The organism is Chlorogloeopsis sp. ULAP02, from assembly GCF_038404745.2.
Lineage (GTDB): Bacteria > Cyanobacteriota > Cyanobacteriia > Cyanobacteriales > Nostocaceae > Chlorogloeopsis.
On sequence record NZ_JAYKTT020000074.1, the window covers coordinates 1 to 17,195 of the forward strand.

The following is a 17,195-nucleotide window of genomic DNA, read 5'->3' on the forward strand; positions in this document are numbered from 1 at the left end:
GTAAAAGTTTTTACCACTATCCATCATCCACTAACATTTATTTAGTACTAAAAACTACTGGGTCTAATCTCCACTAACGCAATGCCTAACTAACAGAAGAACTGCAAGGCTATCATTGCATCAGTGCGGAAATCAGACCCAGTATCAAATTATTAGCAATCTAATTAAGTAATCAGAGTTGCGGTTTTAGCTCGCAATTTTAGCGTCTGCTGCCACTACGAGAAGGTACTAAGCTCATGTAATCAAGTTCGGCTGCGCGAATATTTTGAGCATAGTTACCTTGGGGAGCGATCGCAGATGCCATGTCGGCATACTTGCGAGGATCGCCTTCTGCCAGTCGCCGTTCTTGGGCTTTACGGCTGTAGAAGTTCTGCAATGTAAAGCGCCAGTCGGTTTTGACGGTGCCAGCACTTTCTTGGAAGTCTTCGCCGTAGCGAGGAGTTACCAAGTTGTGGGGACGATCCACCAAACGCTTGCGTTGGTAGGGAACGGTATTTTCACCAAATGCTTCGGTGTATTCGTTACTGTCAATTAGAGCATCAACGAAGCCGCCAAATCCTTTGGTACCAATCACAATTGACCAAGCAATTTCTTCTTCTTTGTTATAAGCAGAACGACCTAAAAAGCGCTTGAGGCAAATATCGACGAGACGGTAGTTGTTATTAACCGAGACAACCAAGCGGTAGAAAGCTTCAGACTTAGCTAAACCACGAATAAAATCGCGTACTGTCAAAGAACCATTTTTCAGCTGAGATTCCAAGTGCTGTTGACGATTGAACTTCAGAATTTCATGCTCGCTGAAAACTTGGCGATAAGCTGCCCAAATGATATTTTGCCTGTCGCTATAAGAGCTGATATCTTCTAAGCGATAGATATAGGGTGTATCTTCATCTAGATCGGACGGGCCAAAGCTTGTAACCCGATGATTTTGGCTGCTGGGTTTATATTGAAGTAATGGCAGTGCCATTGGCAATTTCCCTCTTAAATTATCAACAAATTAAACAGAGCTTTTGGGAAAATAGAAGAAGGCTTGCGTGATTGCAATCCTATTTCATTAACTATTTTCCCGCATTCTGTTTAGAAGATAGAACTGTTTACAAACCAATTTAGTACGAGCAAGAAAGTGGCGATCGCAGAAAATCCAACCAGTACAGCTGATAACATTCTCCAATCGACTTTTTGAGGATAGGCTGACGCAGCCAAAAACTTATACCATTCGGTATCATGTACCCAACTGGTTTTAACAATACCTGCTTTGTCGCGATAGTCTGCACCATAGCGCGGGGTAAAGCTGAATGGTCTGTCTATTGACATCCGCTTGCGCTGATAGGGTACCGTATTGTCACTAAAGGCTTGCTCATACTCTTGAGAGTCAATCAATGCATCTACAAATCTTGCCCAACCGCGAGTGGCGATTTGAATAGACCAAGCAATTTCTTCTTCTCGGTTGTATGGAGCACGACCTAACAAACGCTTCAGACAAATTTCTACTAGTCGATAGTTATTATTAGCTGCAACTACCAACTGATAAAATCGGTCTGATTTTGCCAATCCACGGATAAAATCGCGTACTGTGATCGATTTGTTTTTGAGTTGAGTTTCCAGAGCTATTTGACGGTTAAATTGAAGAATTTCTTGTTCGTTAAAAACTTGACGATAAGCTGCCCAAATTAATTCTTCAATTTCGCCACTAGACTTAATATCTTCAAGACGATAGATATAAGGAGTATCTTCATTAATATCTGTCGTTCCAAAGCTACTAACTCTCTGATTTTGGGTAGTGGGTTTATATTCGAGTACAGGTACTACCATATTTTTATTCACCTCATTGCATGATTTGGCACTTTAGAAGGTTATGCGATTTATACCTTAGGAATTCTCAAGTAAATCTACCAACCTTCTAAATTGTGTGAACTTATTTTGGATTTACCCAGACCCACTTTTGGATGTTTGTTAGTTGTTGGTGATTAGTTGAATTTTCTAGTAACAACTAATGTGCAGACGCGAGGAACCGAAGCGTCTCTACCTACTAACCACTATCCATTTCAGTTTAGCTTAACGGGAAACTAGCGCTAGGACTAACGGACACGGGAATACCTTGTGGTTGAGTATTCCGAGTGGTGTCGGGAATTGTGATGTTGGCAGTACTAACAGGATTGTAATTAACTGTCTTAATCTCAATTGACTTGGCTAGATCCAAGAAGTTCTTAATATCACCCGACTTATAGCGCTCATTTTCTAATTTGTCTCGCCAGTAGTTACCATAGCGAGGTGTAACCAAATTAAAGGGTCTATCTTTGAAGCGGCGACGTTGGTAAGGAACTGTATTATCACCAAAGTTGGTTTGATATTCTTCACTGTCTACCAAAGCATCAATAAAGCCGCCAAAGCCTTGAGTAGCAATTTTAATTGACCAAGCGATTTCTTCGTCTTTGTTGTAAGATGCACGACCCAAAATACGTTTGAGACAAATCTCTACAATTCGGTAATTAGAGTTTGTCTCTACCACTAACCGACGAAAACCTTCTGATTTTGCCAAACCTCGGATGAAGTCGCGCACAGTAATTGCTCGGTTTTTCAATTGAGATTCTAAATTTTTTTGGCGATAAAATTTGAGGTTTTCGTGTTCGCTGAATATTTGTCGATATCCAGCCCAAATTAATTCTTTGATTTCGCTTTCAGTAGGAGAGTCCTCTAAACGATATATTCTTGGAGAATCTTCGTTAGGTACTTCGTAACCAGCAACACGCTGATTTTGGGAACTGGGTTTGTATTCTAGTAAAGGTATTGACATTGTAAATATTTGTCCTTTGTTATTTGTCATTTGTCCTTGTCATTTGTTTTGTTTTTGTGTGAAAAACCAATGACTAACGACCAATGACTAATGACTATTTAAGTTGTTTTGTTACCAGGAATGTAACGATAAGGTAGAGCAACTGATGCGGGTTTTACAGTTGGAGGAGGAGTTGCAGATTCGCGGGTTGTATCGGGAATCTGTGCTACAGCAGCAAAATTTCTAGCGCTATCTGCTGTACGCTGGTAATTCATCCCACCTGGTGCGATACTAGCTGCCATTGACAAGAATGTAAAAGGAATTGCTTGACGAACGCCGCGTTGTACTGATTCTCCTGCACGTACAACTTGATAGAAGGTTTGACCTTCTAAAGAACGTGTAAGCTCTTGATTACGCCAGTAATCAGCGTAACGGGGATTGACTAAATTAAAAGGACGGTCTTTGAAACGACGGCGTTGGAAAGGTACAATGTCGTCACCAAAATTTTGGCGGTACTCTTCACTATCTACTAAGGCATCAATAAAACCGTGCAAACCTTTAGTCGCAATTACAATCGACCAAGTAATTTGCTCATCTTTGTTATAAGTAGCACGTCCTAAAAACCGTTTGAAGCTGATGTCTACTAAACGGTAGTTAGAGTTTGTTTTTGCTACTTCTTCGCGGTATACTTCAGATTTACCTAAGCCTCGGATAAAGTCGCGAATGTTAATTGCCCTGTTTCGCAACTGCGATTCTAGGAAAGATTGGCGATAATTTTCTAAAATTAGGTGTTCGCTAAAGATTTGCCGATAGGCTGCCCAGATAATAGCGTCAATATCTGAATCTGAAATCGCGTCCGTTAATCGATATATTGTTGGCGTGTCTTCGCTGGGTACTTCGTAGCCTTCGACACGCTGATTTTGTGTGGAAGGAGTAACAGAAAGTAATGGTATTGGCATCTGTAATTTTTACCTTGTTTGATGGAGATGGAGGGATAGGGGATAGAGGCTAGAGGCTAGGGGCTAGGAATAAAGAAATCCTAATACCCAATCCCCGGTACCTAATCCCTAGTCCCTATTTTTGAGCTAGCTGCACGCGAGCGCGGATAGCATTCTCTGGATCAAAAGCCAATATTTCTGCAAGTCTTGCTTGAATTGGCTGTTGTAACTCAGGGTTTTTTGCTAAGGCTTCTAAACCAACAACAGCAGCATAACGAATTGACCAATCTGCATCTTGAGAGATGAACAGCAGAGTTTCCAGTGCTTTAGTTAATGCTGTTTGGCGTTCTGAGACTGGTAGCTTTGCAAAGTGCAAATTTCCCAATCCTTTAGCAGCGGCACGACGGACACTGGGAGCAAAATCGGTGGCTGCTGATGCTAGCAATACATCTAAAGCACGCGGATCGGCGATCGCCGCTAAAGCTCGAATTGAATAAGCTCGTGCGCCATAGTTATAATCATCGATTTGTGCTAGCAATTGTGGTACCGAAGCTTCTCCTAACTCCGTTAGTCCAGTTACTGCTGCTACTGCTGCCGCTGGGTTGTTATAGCCAAACACGGCAATTAAAGTGGGAATTGCCGCTTCATCTTTTACATCTGCCAATTTTTGTACTGCTGCGATCATCTGCGCTGGTGAGTTTGCTTCTGCTACGGCGCAAATTAATTGTTGGGTATCAGTCATTAGTCATCAGTCATTGGTCGTTTGTCATTTGTGATTAGCTTTGAACAAAGGACAAAGGACTAATAACAAATGACTACAAAAGTGAATCCATTAAGTTCATGACTCGAATGGCATCCACTCCAACAGAGGAAGCATCTGACTCCTGTTGAAGTTGATGCTCTAACAAGCCTTTGAGGGCTATGAGTTTAAAACTATTTTCTACCTTGGCATTAGCGATCGCATCTAATGCTGGTAGATACCCAATTGCACCCAAATCACCCAAGGCTACACGGCGTAATTGCAAATTGCTATTGTCCAACATTTTCACCAAATATTCTCCATAGGAGACATCTTGTGTTAGTTGGTACATTGCTCTTGCTGCTGCACATTGCACTCGTGGCACTGGATGCTTAAAGAAGGGTTCAATGAGAGGAACAGCCTCAGTCGCACCAATAGCTCCTAAGGCTTCTAATACTGCTTCGTAAGGTTGGGTTAGGTGAGGACGTCCTGGTACTTGAGATGCGGCTGCTACACCCCCGTCTAGCAGCCGCATCAGTGCTGGTGCAGCAATCATATCTCCCAGCATTTCTAGAGATTGAGCTGCTGCCTCGCGTACATAAAAGTCAGAGCATTCCAAACACTTAATTAGTCCTGGTAAAGCTCGTAAATCACCTATTTTACCGAGTGCTCTAGCAGCATTGCGTCGTAAAGGATAGCCTCCCATTTCGGTTCTGTCGGCTTCATCTTCTAACGCCACAATGAGGGCATCTACAGCAATTGGCTCACAGACGCGAAATTTACCCAACCACCAAGCAGCATAATAGCGGAGACTTAAATCTGGTGATGATAGATTGGCGATCGCTTGCTCTTTTGTCAGTGGCGGCGCATTTTCTGCGGAATATTCTTCCGCCATTGGTTCTATCATTCCTAGAACTTAATTTTCTGTTTCCGAGGTCAAAGGCTCAATTTTGATGATTCTACCGCCCATGCGGGTAATCCGCTGCATTTCTTCGTTCATGCGGTTGTATGGCACGGTCATAAATACGCTGCCACTGCGACGGATGTCGTAGCTATTTTTGTCATTTTCTTCGTTTTGGCGCAAGCCTACGACTTCATAACGAAACATCCGGCTGTTTGCACTAGAAATGCCATTAGCACCAACTGTGGTTTGACCGAACATCCTTGTTTACCTCTCCTGTGGAATTAGCTTTTAGGCAATTGTTAGGAGTTAGGAGCTAGAAGTTAAGAGTTAGGAGTTAAGAATTAGGAGCTTAGAATTTGTATTTTCTTCAACTCATAACTCATAACTCATGACTCATAACTCTTAACTCATAACCCCCACTCCTAACTCTCGACTTGATTACGCTGGTGTAACGCTGACGATTTTGCCACCTTGACGTACAATTTGCTGAATTTTGTCCGAAAGTCGCTCGTAGGGTACGACAATTGCGTAGCTGCTACGACGCACGCTAGGAAATCCAGGATTGCGCTGTCCGGTGACTTCGATCCGATAAACCCGATCCCCTTCTCCGACAGCATTTCCCATATTTTTTCTGGGCGTTACATCCGTACTTGCACGGTAACCCCAGTTAGAATTGCTGCCAGAAGGCCCAACAATTGAGGACGCGCTGTTAGTTCCCAATTCCCTTGCCAGACGGGTTTTGCTGCCTTCTACTTGAGCGCGATCGCTGTTGGCATAACCCCGGTATAAACGGAACATCCGGTTAAAACCAACTGTTTTTTGTCCGGGTTGGGTTTCAAAACCGCGGTAATATGGGACAACATTGTCGCCAAAGTTGTTTAGGTATTCGACTGAATCAATGTAGGAGTCAATTTCAGCATCAAACCCTTCACTATGGTATAGGTCTAAGTGATAAATTACCTCAGACTCATCGTAGGGAGCACGACCCAACAAATGCTTGTAGTTGAGTTCGATAAACCGAGTTTGGAAGTTGTTGTAGAAGAATTTCTTTTTGTAGAGTTCTGACTTGGCAACGCTACGGACAAACTCCCGCACTGTCAGGTTACCATCCCGCAGGAGTGATTCTGCACTCACAAGGCGTTCTGATGCCATGATGTAGTCATTACCTAAAACTTGCCGATATACGGCACGGATGACTATTTCCACATCATTTCTGCTTGCGTAGGGACGCAGCTCAACTTTAGCCGTATCGCTAAAAGCCTCTGTTCCCAGCCTAGATGCTGCTGCTGTAATCGCCATATTTCTCTGTCCCCCTATTTATTTACACGCTGACATTCTTTGCGTGTTTGATAAATATTTTTTATCAATCCCCAGATACAACTATGCCCGGAGCTTGATCCAACTGCCAGGTAATTCCAAACAGCTGCATCCCTCTCCGGGCATTACGCTATCTAGCTGAGAGCGTTGATTGCGTAATCAATGTAGGTGTTGGCTTCGTTAGCAGCTTGACCAGATAAACCGTGGTTACCTTTGATGTATTTCAAAGCTTCAACGTACCAGCTGGGAGACAAATCGAAAGCGCTGTTGATTTCAGCCAAACCAGCAATCAAGAACTCATCCAGAGGGCCAGTGCCACCAGCAACCAAGGAGTAGGTGATGATCCGCAGGTAGTGACCGATGTCACGAGCACACTTAGACTTACCACGAGAATCAGCAGCGAACTGAGGTCCACTGGTTTGGGTGGTGTAGGGGTACTTCTGATATACAGCTTGAGCAGCACCATCAATCAAGCGTTGCGCGTTGGAAGTTAAAGCGCGAGCAGCTTCCATGCTAGCAGCAGCACGCTGAAAACGACCGTTAACAGCTTGTAATTCAGTGTTGCTCAGAAAACGTCCTTGGGTATCAGCAGCTGCAATTGCTTCGGTAATTGGTGTCTTCATGATCTAGAATCTCCTTAAAGTTTTGTAACTTATAGCCGAGATACCTATACTTTGGGTTTCTGGGCTTTTTTTGTTTTGATGTTAATTAGGCAACTGCAGCAGCAGCGCGATCAAAGTAGCTAGCCAATTCAGAAATCAAGGAGTTGCAATCACCTTTGGTGATACCGTTGGGGTCGTTAGCAATGTTGATTGCAGCTTCTTTCATCTTTTGAACACCAGCTGCTACGGAAGAACCGGGAGTACCCAAAGCTTGGTAGGTTTCGCGCAAGCCGTTCAAGCAACGGTCATCCAAAACACTAGCGTCACCAGCCAATGCAGCGTAGGTAACATAGCGCAAGATGATTTCCATGTCGCGGAGGCAAGCAGCCATGCGACGGTTTGTGTAAGCATTACCACCAGGAGCAATCAACTGGGGCTGCTCTTCAAACAAAGAGCGAGCAGCGTTGGTTACGATGGTGGAAGCATTGCTGGTGATGCGGTTAACAACATCCAAGCGCTTGTTACCGTCTTTAACCAGATTGCTTAGAGCATCTAGTTGATCGCTGCTCAGGAACTCACCTCTGGAGTCGGCTTGAGAAACCACCTTGGCAAATGCGTCTAACATGGAATATTCTCCTAATTCCTTAGTTGAGTGCTGTCTTGATTAAAACTGGCAATGTTTTATCAATGTGGATTGGTTAATCACAGACCATGAATGAGAGCGTTTCTCTTTTTTTTCTGAGTCATCCCCCATTTTTCAAGTTAAACGAGAAAAATGAGAAACTGGAGTGTTTTTATGAGAAACTGGCAAACTTTACGAATTGATTGCCATCTTTAACTTTTGCCTGCTGTTTAACCCCTCCAGCTTATGTTTATACAATGCTATAGGGGCATTATCTGTTACAAATTATGAATAAATGAGATAGACCAATAAGAAAAGCCTCAAAAGCTTTACATACAAGGGCTGTAACTGAGAATAAGCAGTGATTTTATGTAACAAAACTTTGTAAATAATCGAAATGAGGCGCAATGTTTCTTTGTTTAGATTTTTTTAACTTTTGCCACAAGTCATATAAAACAACCTATTGAAGTTGTATATAACTTTGGTAGACATAGGGTAATGTGTAAAGATTTCTTAACAAAAAAGTTCTAAATATTGCGGCTAGTTGCTGAAATTTGTCACGACTAGAGAAACTTGAGGAGAACGGTAGGTATTAATACCAAAAACAATGCTGCTGTAAAAATAGCATTACAGCAGTTTTGTGTAAGGTGGAGAGAATTCCTGTAGGTGGGTTTCCTGCCGTGGAGAACTTCAAAGCATTGAGCATTAATTCTCAAATGTTTACCAGATTGGCTTTAAAGGGCAATGTTTACCCTACTGCTGTGAGAACAGCATCAAGAGGGGAGAAGACAAAAGTATTTGTATCTCCCAATCCTGCTCATATTTTGATTCTCCAGTCTGTAGCTTCTATAGCAGAATTTTTTCTAAAGCTGTTGCGATTCGCGATCGCACAACTTGATCCGGTTCTCGATCAAATGCTGTCATCAAAGCAGAGTGAGCTTCTGGGGTAGCAATTTCCTGTAAAGAAACAGCAGCGGCATAACGCAGCCCCCAATCTTCTGGAGTCAGCAATGCCCAAGTCAGTTTTTGGACAACACCAAAGATAGTTTTTGCGTCTTTTGTCGTACTGCCTATTTTTCCTAATCCACGTGCAGCAATACGACGTACATTACCTTGACAATGATTTGCAACTTCTGTACCGACTACCTCTGCTAATAAATCAGATGCTGTGCGATCGCCAATTTGGGCTAAAGCTTGAATGATATATGCTTGTAAACCTTGATCGCGAGAGTTATAGTAAGCACTAATCAGTGGTTCTACGGTTGCAGGTGCTAGCTTTACTAAAACTTTAACTGCCGCTGCACTCACAGAAGGATGATGATGACTTAGGGCTTGAATCAAAGCAGAAATCACTGCAATTTCCGTAGTTTCACTAGCAGCTATGGCAGCAATTGCAGAAACTGCATCTGCTGGCAATGAAGCAGAGTTTAATTGAGAAATAAGTTGCTTGTTGTCTGTAAATTTTAGTGTATTCATTCTTGCTAGAGATAATGCAGACATTAAAAAAGGGACTAGGGACGCTTGAAGAGGACAAGGAGCAGGGGAGACAATCAGACTTGGGGCAAGAACGTGAATGATAATTCTCCGTGTCCCCGCGTCCCTTTGTCCCCTTGTCCTCTTACTCCGTGTCCCCGCGTCCCTTTGTCCCCTTGTCCTCTTCCCAATCCCCTTCACAATTGAATTAACAAATCATCAATTGCTTGGAACAGTAACTGTGTTATTTCTTTGTCAGAGTCTTTCTTGGACGTATTTGACGCTAGAGTTGGGGATGTGTTGTATCTATCACCATCTCCGCACAGGCGATCGCTAGTTAACAAAGCTTCGAGAATACGCTTCAAATTTAACAGCTTTAAACTGTTGGCAACCGGAGCTGCGAGAATCGCATCTACAGCTTGGCGATGCCCGACGGCTCCCAAATCAAATATTGCCGCCCAGCGCAAATACATATTGTCATGATTAAGATTTTTGACAATACGTTCAATGTATTGGGGTTCTTGAGTTAAAAGATACAAATATCGCGCCGCAGCGCATTGTACTCGCTCAGAAGAATGATTAAGATAAGATTCTATCAGGGGACGAGCAGACCATACTTGCAAAGTGGCTAGCGCTTCAATTAGAGCTTCATAAGGCTGCTGTTGACTCGATTGTAGGAGATTCAGCAAAGGATTAACAGCTTGCTTGTCACCCATAGCTGCTAGAGCGTGAATCACCGCTTCTCGCAAACCCATATCCTCATTACATTCCAACGCTTTAATCAACGCTGGTACTGCTTGCGGATTTTTGAGTTGCCCTAACGCCCGTGCAGCTTGACGGCGTAGGGGATAACCTCCTGATGGGATGCGATAACCATCATCAAACAGAGCTTCACATAATGCCGTACAACCCGCTTGTACTTGATGCTTTCCCAACCACCAAGCAGCGTAATAGCGGATTTGATTATCTTCACCACTTAATGCTGCGATCGCTGCTTCCGGAGAAAGAATTGGTTCGGTAGAATAAGCAGCAGTCATAAAAGTAAAGTCAAAAGTTAAAAGTCAAAAATTAAAACTAAAGACGCGGAGAAAGAGGATGGGGGGACAAGGGGAAGGATCGCGACTCATGTCTTTTCCCCGTGTCACCGTGTCTCCACCTCCCCGTGTCCTCTTCTACGAGGCTGGCGTAATTTTAACTATCTTGCCACCACGCTTGTGAATTTCTTGGTATGTGGCTGAAAGTCGCTCGTAAGGTACGGTATAAATTTGTCTGCTGCGACGTACTGCTACTTTCGTATTTAATGTACCAGTAATTGCTTCGACAACAAACATCCGAGAATCTCCTAATGCAGGAGAACTGATTAAAGTCGGTGCGGCTGATGTAAAGCCACCAGCTGGTGATGAAGGTGGCACGATCATATTTGGCATATTCATCGAAATTTTTGACCGTAGCCGCGAACCTTTGCTACCAAATTGAGCGTTATCGCTGTTACCCCTACCACGGTAAAGCTCGAAAATACGGTTATATCCTACGGTTTTCATCCCAGGAATTGACTGAAAGCCACGGAAATAGGGAACGACAAAATTACCGAAGGCATTGTCGTATTCTGGGCTATAAATGTAAGATTCTATTTCAGCATCGTAACCACCAGACGCATAAAGATCTACGTGGAATGCAATTTCTGATTGATCGTAGGGTGCACGTCCCAGCAAATGCTTATAGTTCAATTCAATGAACCGCACTTGAGAATTCTTGTAAAAGAAGCACTCTTTGTAAAATTCGGATTTTGCTAGAAGCTCAACAAATTGTTTGACGCTTATTTTACCGTTACGCAATAAAGCTTCGGCACTTGTAAATCTTTGGCTGGCATATACTCCTTGACGCCCAAAAACTTGCTCGTAGGCTGCCCGAAATATCAATTGCAGCTCATCTTCACTCCAATTTGAGCGCAATTCAACTTTGTTGCCGATTTCGTCTCTAATTCCAAAGCGTTCTGCGACTGAAGTAGTCATCTTGACAATCGCTCCATTCTAAATCGTTTCTTTTTAAAACACGACTAATGGCTAATTGCCAATAACTAATTGTTAATTGCTAAATGCTAATTGTATTTTTCATCAGCTATTAGCCATTAACTATCAGCCACTAACCATTAGCCATTAAGCAAGGACAAAGACACTAGCTGTTTGGGATTAGCTTAATGCGTTAATTGCATAATTAATGTAGGTATTAGCTTCACCAGCAACGTCACCAGACAAACCATGATTGTCGCGGACAAATTCAAGAGCAGCTATGTACCAGCTAGGAGATAAACCAAGAGCGTTGTTGAATTCCTTCAAGCCTGCAACTACATAATCATCCAAGGGGCCAGTACCACCAACTACACAGCAGTAGCTAATAGTACGAAGATAGTGGTCTATATCACGCACGCACTTAGATTTACCTTCTGGAGTGGAAGCGTATTGTGGCCCTTGCATTTGAGTGGTGTAAGGGAATTTTTGATAAACATGATTGGCTGCAGCTTCCGCCCATTTTTTACCATTTTGAGCAAATGCTCTGGCGGCTTCTAAGCCAGCACGAGCACGATTAAAACGACCAAATACTGCTTGTAATTCAGTGTTGCTTAGGTAAGAACCGCGAACATCTGCGGCGGCGATCGCTTCAGTCAATGGGGTTTTCATAATTTGCTTAATCTCCGAAAACTTGTCAACTAACTACTAAAAAATTTGGAAAAATCTTTGCTTCAAATGCCGCACATTTAACTGTATTTTTATGTCCTCTGTAACGACAAAGGACATTTTCAACAAAGTGCAATGTCCGACAAAAACATATTAAGCAACAGCAGCAGCAGCACGGTCAAAATAACTAGCTACTTCAGACATTAATTGACTACAATCGCCTCTGGTAATTCCATTGGGATCGTTTGCAATTTGAAGTGCAGCTTCTTTCATTTTTTGAATTCCAGAAGCGACAGCATCACCAGGAGTACCAAGAGCTTGATATGTTTCACGCAAACCGTTTAAGCAGCGATCGTCCATAGCACTGGTGTCGCCAGCTAGTACGGAATAAGTTACATAACGCAGAATGAATCCTAAATCGCGGATGCAAGCAGCTTGGTTGCGATGGTGGAAGCAAGCACCGCCAGGATTGAATACTTGCGGACGTTCTGCTACTAAAGCACGATAAGCATTCGCCACAATGGAGGAAGCATTGCTAGTGAGTCGGTTAACTACATCCAAGCGCTTATTGCTATCAGCAACTACTGCCTGGAGAGCATTAATTTCATCACCACTCAGGTAAGCACCTTTTTTATCAGCTTGTTCAACGACTCTAGAAAAAGCGTCAAGCATTTTTTATTTTCTCCTCGAATTTATGGCAGCTATTTCAAACTGTTGTAGTTAGCTTTTTTCGGCTCAAAGTAATTATTTTCTCAAGACAGATAAGCAATATAAAACTGGCAATTATTGCACATCAATAGTTGGAAAACATCATAAATATGTGCAACAGTTTGCTCAAAAATTTTTACGTTTGTCTTGATATTGGTAATTACTTTCAAACCTTGTTCGTATTTTATATATTGCTTGTATTCTTTTTTTGTGAACTTTATTTAATAAGTGTAAAACCCTAGCTAATTATCCACAATTGATTGAAGTATCAAGCTTTTTGCTATATTTAAGTTGAGCCTATATTTACAATTGAATACTTTTGTTTATCTAAGTTAATAAAATCTGGCTGTAGAATATTTTGTAACAAAAACAACAAATAATCTAAACTTATCTCGCATTAATAAAGCCTAGTTAAATTTAGCGCATCCTGCTCTATCAAAAAATTCTGTATTTTATATAACTTTTTTCTTATCTTCTTCGCTGAGTCAAAATACTTAAAACTCAAAAACCAAATTTACTTAAACCATCACGACAAAGCTCAGATATTTCCCGGTTTAACTGTAACTTTGATACTGGGGATCGCGTAAAGTTCTGTAAAGATGAGTTAAGAAAATTCTGAAAAATTTCTCATTTTTATCTCTAGCGAGAGATGCCAATTCGGCGTCGCAAAACTTCTAGCAGAGTTGTAAAAGTTTCGGGAACAGGCGCAGTGACTTCAACCCAGTCTCCAGACAATGGATGCCGCAACCTCAATCGCCAGGCATGAAGTGCTTGCCCTGGTAAATTTACACCTACAGAATGACCTGAACTATAAACAGGATCGCCGACAATAGGATGACCAATATGGGAACTATGGACACGAATTTGATGGGTACGTCCGGTTTCTAGTTGAAAGTGCATCAATGTATAGTTGCCCAAACGTTCTAATACTCGCCAATGGGTTACCGCAGAACGTCCACCTTGTTCTACGGATAGGATAGCCATTTTTTTGCGATCTACAGGATGGCGGCCGATCGCTAAATCAACTGTACCGCTTTCAGTTTTCGGCGCACCATAGACAATACCTAAGTATTCTCTACGTGCAGTTTTAGCTTTGAGTTGTGCTTGTAGGTGTTGATGAGCCAATTCGGTTTTGGCAATAGCGATCGCTCCTGTTGTATCTTTGTCTAGTCGGTGGACAATTCCCGGACGCTGTACTCCACCGATTCCTGGTAGGTTGGGACAATGAGCCAAAATCGCATTCACCAGGGTACCATCTGGATGACCTGGTGCAGGATGAACTACTAACCCCGCAGCTTTGTTAAGAATCAGCAGTTGATCGTCTTCGTAGAGGATGTCTAGGGGAATGTCTTCTGCTTGCAGTTTGAGGGGTTCAGCAGCGGGAATCTCTAGCATGATGCGATCGCCTGCTTTAACATTTGCCTTTTTAGACGTGCAGACTTTGCCATTAACTTGGATGTTACCTTGTTCAATTAACTGTTGAATACGAGAACGAGATAAATCTGTTAACTTTTCGGCAAGGTAGCGATCAAGACGTTCTCCCTGTTCTTCTACTTGTAAACTAATTTCGGTCACAGTTGCGTTGATTGAATTTCCAGTGTTTGTAGTTTTTGTTAGTGCTGGTGATAACTTCAATAGTCTGCCATCAAGACATTCAACTCGCTTTACTCAGATATAGATCATATTTCGACTGCCACAAGTTTTGGAATAGTAACTTTAGCTATTTTAACGAATTACTCTAAATACACGGTACAAAAAGCTTGAAAAATAGTAGCAATCTTGGCATAACATCCATTATCATTTTCAAGCTTAAAAATTTACTCTCGTCACACAAGAATATTGTTTCTTAGATAACAGACTGTTTTCATCTGTAATTTACTACACAAAAAACATTAATATTTTGATACTCAATTACAATAATTTTGATATATCAGTATTTTATCTTGCTGTTAAAAATACATTATTTTTAAACTCGATCCGGAAAATCTTTAACATAAAAATGATTAGGATTTTTTGTATTTATCAAATGTCTTATTAAAAAATATTCTTTCTGTATGTGCAGTCTGTCATTAAATAAGTAGATAGTGGCAAAGTAGTTAAATTACCTGTCTTTTCTGTATGTATAATATATTATCTAATGGCTATTGATTGAGTTATTAATTACTCAGTTCCAGTTTAATTTGAGCAATTTTTATTCTGATTTATATTTTATCCGGATTCAAATCAGATTCTTTGAATATCTATTTCAGTAGTAAAGAGAATAGTATTTTTACTGTTGCTTATGATTTCGAGTAAGCTTACCTAATACTTAATCACACGAGATTGGAAAAATGTAAGAACAAAAAAATAGAACTAATAGCGATATATTACTGATAAATACTGGAGTAATAGCAACTGTGAATATATCAAATTATTCAATTTTACACACAATCTAGATGTTTTTTATAATTTATTTTGCATAAATGCATTCATAGTTACTATTTAATAGATATAAAAGCATAAAATCCTGCGCATTTTTGTTATTTGGATACAAAATATAAGCAGTCAAGAGTAAATTTATCATTGTCTTTACTATGATCATTAAAATAAAAAGTTTTCATGTTTTGTTTAGTTAATTCAGTATTTTTAATACATTTCGTAATTTTTTTTTGTTAAAGTGTAGTAATCTAAAAGTTAGGAATAAGCTTTGATTTTGACTATGCACTACACTTTTTTATTTGGCTCAAAATTAATAAATTGAGCAGAGATATTTTGTAGGGTGAATCTTCATCCAGATCATTAGGGCAATTCTCCAAATCATCAGAGCTAAACTTTAGAATTTATTTTCGTTACATATGAAGAAACTTTCTTCTTCTAGACGAATAACAGTTGCATCTTGTAATTTTCTGTTGCTGAGTCAAGCATCTACTCAGCAATCATATCGTGGGAGTTAGTTATTAGTGTCGTACCAGCGAAGATTTTGCTGTGGTTGAAAACAGAACTTCACACAACAGCATTGTCTGTAGATCGGGTGCTAGAGACAGTGAACAGTAAACTTTTAAGGGAAACTGTTCGTGGATACTCAATACCCGATCCTCGCTCGCTAGTACCTAAGATAGACACTTGTTTCATGGCAACAATTTAAGCCATTTTGGTATTTGGCAATAGCAAGGATACTTACCGAATTGAATTTGTAAACCTTGATTTCAATTGAGAGCCATAGCCATGAAGGTACTTCCTATAAATAGATACAGATTTTATCAATCACTACAACCACTATTTCTCCTCAAAAAAATTACGAGTAAATCTACGACTGGTTGTTTGCAAGTTTTTACAGCTTCAGCCTCTTGGTTAATCTATGTACGGGAAGGAAAATTAATTTATGCCTGCTGTACAGAGAAAATGTTTGAAATCCTTTACAAACACCTACAGCATTTCAGCCAAAAAATTCCTACTCTTCATCATGGAATTAAAGAACACCTGCAAGCAATATTTGAAACTGGCATCGAAAATCAAGCCATACCTAATCCAGATTATTTAGCTATTTGTTGGTTAGTTAAGCAGAAGTATATTACGCCTACCCAAGCTGGAATTTTGATAGAACAGTTGGCGCTAGAAATTTTAGAATCTTTTTTGAGCTTAAAAGAGGGAAGTTATGAATTTACTTCCTATAGTTTTCTCGATGAGATGCCAAAGTACTGCCATCTGGATATACGTTTACTCGTCGAATGCTGTCAAAAGCGATCGCAGCAACGCCTACAAAGTAAATCCTCACAAAGTAGTTTGTTCACCACCAATACAAAATCGGCAAGAGTTGGTGCTACCAATGTGAACACGCCACATCAGCAGCATCGTCAAGTTGTAAATCCTGCTGAGTCGAAATCGACATTATCAAAACCAAGTAATCATCAGGTTTTAACTAACCCTGTTGTCACTGAAAACCAAAATAGTCGCTCTATTACCCAGACATCTACTGAGAAAAAAGTCTACAAAGTTTTGTGTATTGATGACAGTCCAATAGTAGTTAATACTATTCAAAGATTTTTAGATGAGCAAATTTTTTCTGTTGTTGGTATCAATGAGCCATTGCGAGGTTTAGTACATATTATTCGCCTTCAACCAGATATAATTCTATTAGATATTGAGATGCCAAATATAGATGGTTATGAACTGTGTTCTTTAGTACGCAATCATTCTCTTTTTCAAGAAACGCCTATAATCATGATTACTGGTAGAACAAGTTTTATAGATAAGGCTAGAGCTAAAATTGTAGGAGCTTCAGGTTTTTTGAATAAGCCTTTTGCTCAATCAGATTTAATCAAAATTATCTTTCAACATCTTGATTGAATTAGCACATACAGCAAGCAAGAATAGAACCAAAATGATATGAATTTTGAGAGTTGTGTTTTACGATTTGATAAATTTGATATTAGCTAGAGTAAAACAAAGCATATCACTTATTGGA

General features: G+C 40.7%; 17 protein-coding genes. 1 reads left to right on the forward strand and 16 read right to left on the reverse strand.

Annotation, left to right across the window (positions count from 1 at the left end):
• Positions 1-199 precede the first annotated feature (199 nt).
• From U2718_RS25780 to U2718_RS25855, 16 genes are all read right to left on the reverse strand, one after another.
• Positions 200-967, reverse strand: a complete 768-nt coding sequence (locus U2718_RS25780; protein WP_342002845.1) for a phycobilisome rod-core linker polypeptide — start codon at positions 965-967, stop codon at positions 200-202.
• A 110-nt stretch (positions 968-1,077) separates the two neighbouring features.
• Positions 1,078-1,812 (reverse strand): phycobilisome rod-core linker polypeptide, encoded by a 735-nt coding sequence (locus U2718_RS25785; protein WP_342002844.1) that lies wholly within the window; start codon positions 1,810-1,812, stop codon positions 1,078-1,080.
• A gap of 238 nt (positions 1,813-2,050) precedes the next feature.
• Positions 2,051-2,794: a phycobilisome rod-core linker polypeptide gene (locus U2718_RS25790; RefSeq protein ID WP_342002850.1), complete on the reverse strand. Its 744-nt coding sequence runs from the start codon at positions 2,792-2,794 to the stop codon at positions 2,051-2,053.
• A gap of 98 nt (positions 2,795-2,892) precedes the next feature.
• Positions 2,893-3,732, reverse strand: a complete 840-nt coding sequence (locus tag U2718_RS25795) for a phycobilisome rod-core linker polypeptide (RefSeq protein WP_342002843.1) — start codon at positions 3,730-3,732, stop codon at positions 2,893-2,895.
• A gap of 115 nt (positions 3,733-3,847) precedes the next feature.
• Entirely contained in the window at positions 3,848-4,453 is a 606-nt protein-coding gene (locus U2718_RS25800) for a HEAT repeat domain-containing protein (RefSeq protein ID WP_342002842.1), read from the reverse strand.
• A 73-nt stretch (positions 4,454-4,526) separates the two neighbouring features.
• Positions 4,527-5,357 carry a HEAT repeat domain-containing protein gene (locus tag U2718_RS25805; RefSeq protein ID WP_342002841.1) on the reverse strand — a complete coding sequence of 277 codons (831 nt, stop codon included), beginning with the start codon at positions 5,355-5,357 and terminating at the stop codon, positions 4,527-4,529.
• 9 nt (positions 5,358-5,366) lie between these two features.
• Positions 5,367-5,612, reverse strand: coding sequence for a phycobilisome linker polypeptide (locus U2718_RS25810; RefSeq protein WP_342002840.1), 246 nt, complete (start codon positions 5,610-5,612; stop codon positions 5,367-5,369).
• A gap of 180 nt (positions 5,613-5,792) precedes the next feature.
• Complete coding sequence (locus U2718_RS25815) at positions 5,793-6,653, reverse strand: phycobilisome linker polypeptide (RefSeq protein ID WP_342002839.1); 861 nt, start codon at positions 6,651-6,653, stop codon at positions 5,793-5,795.
• 152 nt (positions 6,654-6,805) lie between these two features.
• Complete coding sequence (gene cpcA / locus U2718_RS25820) at positions 6,806-7,297, reverse strand: phycocyanin subunit alpha (protein ID WP_342002849.1); 492 nt, start codon at positions 7,295-7,297, stop codon at positions 6,806-6,808.
• Between the two features lie 82 nt (positions 7,298-7,379).
• Complete coding sequence (locus tag U2718_RS25825; protein WP_342002838.1) at positions 7,380-7,898, reverse strand: phycocyanin subunit beta; 519 nt, start codon at positions 7,896-7,898, stop codon at positions 7,380-7,382.
• 843 nt (positions 7,899-8,741) lie between these two features.
• Complete coding sequence (locus U2718_RS25830) at positions 8,742-9,371, reverse strand: HEAT repeat domain-containing protein (protein ID WP_342002837.1); 630 nt, start codon at positions 9,369-9,371, stop codon at positions 8,742-8,744.
• 194 nt (positions 9,372-9,565) lie between these two features.
• Complete coding sequence (locus U2718_RS25835) at positions 9,566-10,405, reverse strand: HEAT repeat domain-containing protein (RefSeq protein WP_342002836.1); 840 nt, start codon at positions 10,403-10,405, stop codon at positions 9,566-9,568.
• 135 nt (positions 10,406-10,540) lie between these two features.
• The gene (locus tag U2718_RS25840) at positions 10,541-11,380 is read right to left on the reverse strand and encodes a phycobilisome linker polypeptide (RefSeq protein ID WP_342002835.1); all 840 of its coding nucleotides are present in this window, start codon (positions 11,378-11,380) and stop codon (positions 10,541-10,543) included.
• Between the two features lie 177 nt (positions 11,381-11,557).
• Positions 11,558-12,046, reverse strand: coding sequence for a phycocyanin alpha subunit (locus tag U2718_RS25845; RefSeq protein ID WP_016874691.1), 489 nt, complete (start codon positions 12,044-12,046; stop codon positions 11,558-11,560).
• 150 nt (positions 12,047-12,196) lie between these two features.
• On the reverse strand, positions 12,197-12,715 hold the full coding sequence (locus U2718_RS25850; RefSeq protein WP_289792668.1) for a phycocyanin/phycoerythrocyanin subunit beta: 519 nt from the start codon (positions 12,713-12,715) through the stop codon (positions 12,197-12,199).
• Between the two features lie 675 nt (positions 12,716-13,390).
• On the reverse strand, positions 13,391-14,326 hold the full coding sequence (locus U2718_RS25855) for an RluA family pseudouridine synthase (protein WP_342002834.1): 936 nt from the start codon (positions 14,324-14,326) through the stop codon (positions 13,391-13,393).
• 1,629 nt (positions 14,327-15,955) lie between these two features.
• On the opposite strand from U2718_RS25855, the gene U2718_RS25860 reads away from it, so the two are divergent.
• Positions 15,956-17,077 (forward strand): response regulator, encoded by a 1,122-nt coding sequence (locus U2718_RS25860; RefSeq protein ID WP_342002833.1) that lies wholly within the window; start codon positions 15,956-15,958, stop codon positions 17,075-17,077.
• The last annotated feature ends 118 nt before the right edge of the window (positions 17,078-17,195 follow it).

Excerpts from the sequence above, each read along its gene's own strand:
- U2718_RS25835 (WP_342002836.1), bottom strand. The coding sequence starts at position 10,405 with ATGACTGCTGCTTATTCTACCGAACCAATTCTTTCTCCGGAAGCAGCG.
- U2718_RS25830 (WP_342002837.1), bottom strand. The coding sequence starts at position 9,371 with ATGAATACACTAAAATTTACAGACAACAAGCAACTTATTTCTCAATTA.
- U2718_RS25785 (WP_342002844.1), bottom strand. The coding sequence starts at position 1,812 with ATGGTAGTACCTGTACTCGAATATAAACCCACTACCCAAAATCAGAGA.
- U2718_RS25810 (WP_342002840.1), bottom strand. The coding sequence starts at position 5,612 with ATGTTCGGTCAAACCACAGTTGGTGCTAATGGCATTTCTAGTGCAAAC.
- U2718_RS25795 (WP_342002843.1), bottom strand. The coding sequence starts at position 3,732 with ATGCCAATACCATTACTTTCTGTTACTCCTTCCACACAAAATCAGCGT.
- U2718_RS25840 (WP_342002835.1), bottom strand. The coding sequence starts at position 11,380 with ATGACTACTTCAGTCGCAGAACGCTTTGGAATTAGAGACGAAATCGGC.
- U2718_RS25860 (WP_342002833.1), top strand. The coding sequence starts at position 15,956 with ATGAAGGTACTTCCTATAAATAGATACAGATTTTATCAATCACTACAA.
- U2718_RS25815 (WP_342002839.1), bottom strand. The coding sequence starts at position 6,653 with ATGGCGATTACAGCAGCAGCATCTAGGCTGGGAACAGAGGCTTTTAGC.
- U2718_RS25825 (WP_342002838.1), bottom strand. The coding sequence starts at position 7,898 with ATGTTAGACGCATTTGCCAAGGTGGTTTCTCAAGCCGACTCCAGAGGT.
- U2718_RS25805 (WP_342002841.1), bottom strand. The coding sequence starts at position 5,357 with ATGATAGAACCAATGGCGGAAGAATATTCCGCAGAAAATGCGCCGCCA.
- U2718_RS25780 (WP_342002845.1), bottom strand. The coding sequence starts at position 967 with ATGGCACTGCCATTACTTCAATATAAACCCAGCAGCCAAAATCATCGG.
- U2718_RS25800 (WP_342002842.1), bottom strand. The coding sequence starts at position 4,453 with ATGACTGATACCCAACAATTAATTTGCGCCGTAGCAGAAGCAAACTCA.
- U2718_RS25845 (WP_016874691.1), bottom strand. The coding sequence starts at position 12,046 with ATGAAAACCCCATTGACTGAAGCGATCGCCGCCGCAGATGTTCGCGGT.
- U2718_RS25850 (WP_289792668.1), bottom strand. The coding sequence starts at position 12,715 with ATGCTTGACGCTTTTTCTAGAGTCGTTGAACAAGCTGATAAAAAAGGT.
- U2718_RS25790 (WP_342002850.1), bottom strand. The coding sequence starts at position 2,794 with ATGTCAATACCTTTACTAGAATACAAACCCAGTTCCCAAAATCAGCGT.